Origin of the sequence: Synechococcus sp. R3-13, assembly GCF_047462195.1 — a bacterium.
Lineage (GTDB): Bacteria > Cyanobacteriota > Cyanobacteriia > Thermostichales > Thermostichaceae > Thermostichus.
Map to the genome: position 1 here is coordinate 1 of NZ_JANSIO010000307.1, position 2,815 is coordinate 2,815.

The 2,815-nt window shown below is 60.1% G+C and carries 4 protein-coding genes; 3 read left to right on the top strand and 1 reads right to left on the bottom strand.

The window, feature by feature from the left end:
* Positions 1-38 precede the first annotated feature (38 nt).
* Positions 39-506, bottom strand: coding sequence for an ATP-binding protein (locus tag NW856_RS09625; protein WP_414357683.1), 468 nt, complete (start codon positions 504-506; stop codon positions 39-41).
* A gap of 141 nt (positions 507-647) precedes the next feature.
* Here NW856_RS09625 and NW856_RS09630 point away from each other — a divergent pair, with 141 nt between their 5' ends.
* From NW856_RS09630 to NW856_RS09640, 3 genes are read left to right on the top strand one after another with little or no spacing between them, the layout of a single operon-like run.
* A complete protein-coding gene (locus NW856_RS09630; RefSeq protein ID WP_041436278.1) occupies positions 648-845 on the top strand; it encodes a cytochrome b6f subunit family protein in 198 nt (65 codons plus the stop codon).
* Positions 846-882: 37 nt separating this feature from the next.
* On the top strand, positions 883-1,212 hold the full coding sequence (locus tag NW856_RS09635) for an HU family DNA-binding protein (RefSeq protein ID WP_238376891.1): 330 nt from the start codon (positions 883-885) through the stop codon (positions 1,210-1,212).
* Between the two features lie 12 nt (positions 1,213-1,224).
* Positions 1,225-2,685 carry a DASH family cryptochrome gene (locus NW856_RS09640; protein WP_414399995.1) on the top strand — a complete coding sequence of 487 codons (1,461 nt, stop codon included), beginning with the start codon at positions 1,225-1,227 and terminating at the stop codon, positions 2,683-2,685.
* The last annotated feature ends 130 nt before the right edge of the window (positions 2,686-2,815 follow it).

A 2,815-nucleotide genomic window follows, 5' to 3' on the forward strand; every position in this document is an offset into this window, starting at 1 on the left:
CCCAAATGGGCAAGCTGTTTTGGGAGTGGCATTGAGGGTCAGACTATCCAGGGATCCCGGCAGTTGGGGTGGATGTACTTGGCCAGATAGACCTGGTTGCCCATTTCATTCCACTCCACAAAGTCGAAGATTTGGGTGAGCAGAAGCATCCCCCGGCCCGATCGCGACAGCGGGACGGAGTCCTCTTCTTCAGTTTCCGAGATGCCGTGTTGGCAGAGGTGGAGCTTGCATTGGGGACGAAAGCCGGGCCCTTGATCCCGCACCAGCCATTGGTAAAAGGGCTCCGAGCTGGCGTACTCGATGATCACCTTCTTGTTGGGATCGAGGCCGTTGCCGTGGCGGACGGCATTGATGATTGCTTCCTGTAGGCCCAAACGTATTTCCGCTCTCCAGGCAGGAGGGACTTTTGAGATCAAGAGATCGAGGACAGGCTGAGTGTAGAGGGTGGAGGGAAAGCTGATAACGCTCCAGGAGCAGTGGGCGGGTTTGAGGGAAAGGGCAATCACGGAGGCAGTCTTCCCTGGGGCACGGCACTCTGACCCCATTCTAGCAATCCCATCGGGGTCAACCCCAGCAGAGGTGCGGCAGGAGCTCGGCAAGGGGACTTTTGCCGTACCATCTTGAGTGGTAAGTCTCTTCGCGGTTTTATGGCGATCAAGGTTGGAAATAAGGTCAAAGTTCGCTCTGTCCAGGATCGCGGACAAGAAAACCTCAGCGCTCTGGTGGGCAAAGAGGCTGTGGTGCTGGCACGGCGTGTGGTCGATGGCAGCGGTGTCGGCTACATTCTGGAGTTTCCCGATCGCTCTCGACATTGGTTTTTCGAGAGTGAACTGGAGGTGCTCTAAGCCCCTGTCTGTGTTCTGTTGTCTAGAGGGTCGGTTGGTGGCTTCTCCTCCTCATTTGACTCGCCGTTTGCTGGCCCGCCAGATGGCCGCGCAGGTGGATGGCCTGACCGTGGAAATGGCTGCTGCTGCTCTGGAGGCTATGCTGGACAGCATTAGCCAATGCCTGGCCCAGGGGGGATCCGTGCGGCTGGCTCGCTTTGGCACGTTCTCGCTGCGCCATCGTCCCGCCCGGCAAACCTATCATCCGCGCACCAAGGCCCCTGTTCACATCCCGGCTGCCGATGTGCCTCATTTTGTTCCCAGCCCTGAGCTGGGGCGTCCAGCTGGGGTTCGGGTGTCCAAGTCTGAGTCCGCGGGATCCGTGTAGGGTAGCTGCAGAATGACCGTCCTGCTGTGGTTTCGCACCGACTTGCGCCTGCTGGATCACCAGCCGCTGACGCGGGCCTGCCAACAGGGATCCCCTTTGATCCCCTTGTATTGCTTGGATCCCCGCCAGTTCGGCGAGACTTCCCTTGGGCTCCGCCCCAGAACCGGCCCTTTCCGCGGTCAGTTTTTGCTGGAGAGTTTGGCGGATTTGCGGCAGCAGTTGCGGTCGCGCGGCTCGGATTTGGTGATCCGCCAGGGACAGCCAGAACAGGTGATCCCCACCTTGGCACAGGAGTGGGGAGTCAAGGCGGTCTACGCCCATGAAGAGGTGGGCACCGAGGAGAAGGAGGTGGCGGCTGCTGTTGAGCGGGCTTTGCGGTCTCTGGGGATCCGGCTGCAGGTTGATTGGGGCCATACCCTCTATCACCCTGAGGATCTCCCCTTTTGTCTCTCGCAACTGCCGGAGCTGTTCACCCGCTTTCGAAAGCAAGTCGAGGAAAGCACTCCCATCCGGGATCCCTTGCCCATTCCCTCGATCCCCCCCCTGCCATCGGGTTTGGATCCCGGCCCTCTGCCCACCCTGGCCTCGCTGGGGCTATCTTCACCTGACGGGGATCCACGGGCCCGCTTCACCTACCTTGGCGGGAGCACCGCTGCCCATGCCCGCCTGCAAACCTACTTTTGGGATCGGGATCGGCTGCGCATCTACAAAGAAACCCGCAACGGCATGTTGGATCCCGACGATAGCTCCCGGCTTTCTGCTTGGTTGGCCCTGGGCTGCATCTCCCCTCGCACCGTCTATGCCGAGGTCAAGCGTTACGAGCAGGAGCGGGTGCGCAATGAGTCCACCTACTGGCTGGTGTTCGAGCTGCTGTGGCGGGATTATTTTCGGTTTATCTTGGCCAAGCACGGCGCTAAACTGTTCCGTCCTTCTGGGATCCAAGGGATCCCCATCCCTTGGCAGCAGGATTGGCCGCGCTTTCAGGCTTGGTGTCGGGGTGAGACGGGCTACCCCTTGGTGGATGCCAACATGCGGGAGCTGGCGGCTACCGGATTTATGTCCAACCGGGGACGGCAGAATGTGGCCAGCTTTTTGACCAAGAACCTGGGCATCGACTGGCGCATGGGCGCTGAGTGGTTTGAGTCGCTGCTCATCGACTACGACGTGGCCAGCAACTACGGCAATTGGAACTACACCGCCGGCGTAGGGAACGATGCCCGCGGCTTCCGCTACTTCCACATCCCCAAACAATCTCGCGAGTACGATCCCAAAGGAGACTATCTGCGCCACTGGTTGCCGGAATTGGCCGGGATCCCGGGGGATAAAATCCACGAGCCCTATCGCCTCACTGCTGCCGAGCAGAAGCAATTTGGAGTTCGGCTGGGGGTGGACTACCCTCGCCCACTGGTGGATTTGGAGAAGTCTCTCGCGGCCAACCGACGGGTTTATGAAGCTGCCCTGACCTGCCGATAGGCATTGCCTTGTCTGGGGCTTCTTCCCGAGAGGGGGCTGAGGGGATTTTCTGAGGCGCAGTTCCGGCCCAAGAGTGCTATTCTAGTTAAGCGCTGTCCTGGCTCAGTAGCTCAGCGGTAGAGCAGGGGAC

What these genes read in the sequence shown, in the direction of transcription:
- NW856_RS09630 (WP_041436278.1), top strand. Translation starts at nt 648, where the DNA reads ATGGCGATCAAGGTTGGAAATAAGGTCAAAGTTCGCTCTGTCCAGGAT.
- NW856_RS09640 (WP_414399995.1), top strand. Translation starts at nt 1,225, where the DNA reads ATGACCGTCCTGCTGTGGTTTCGCACCGACTTGCGCCTGCTGGATCAC.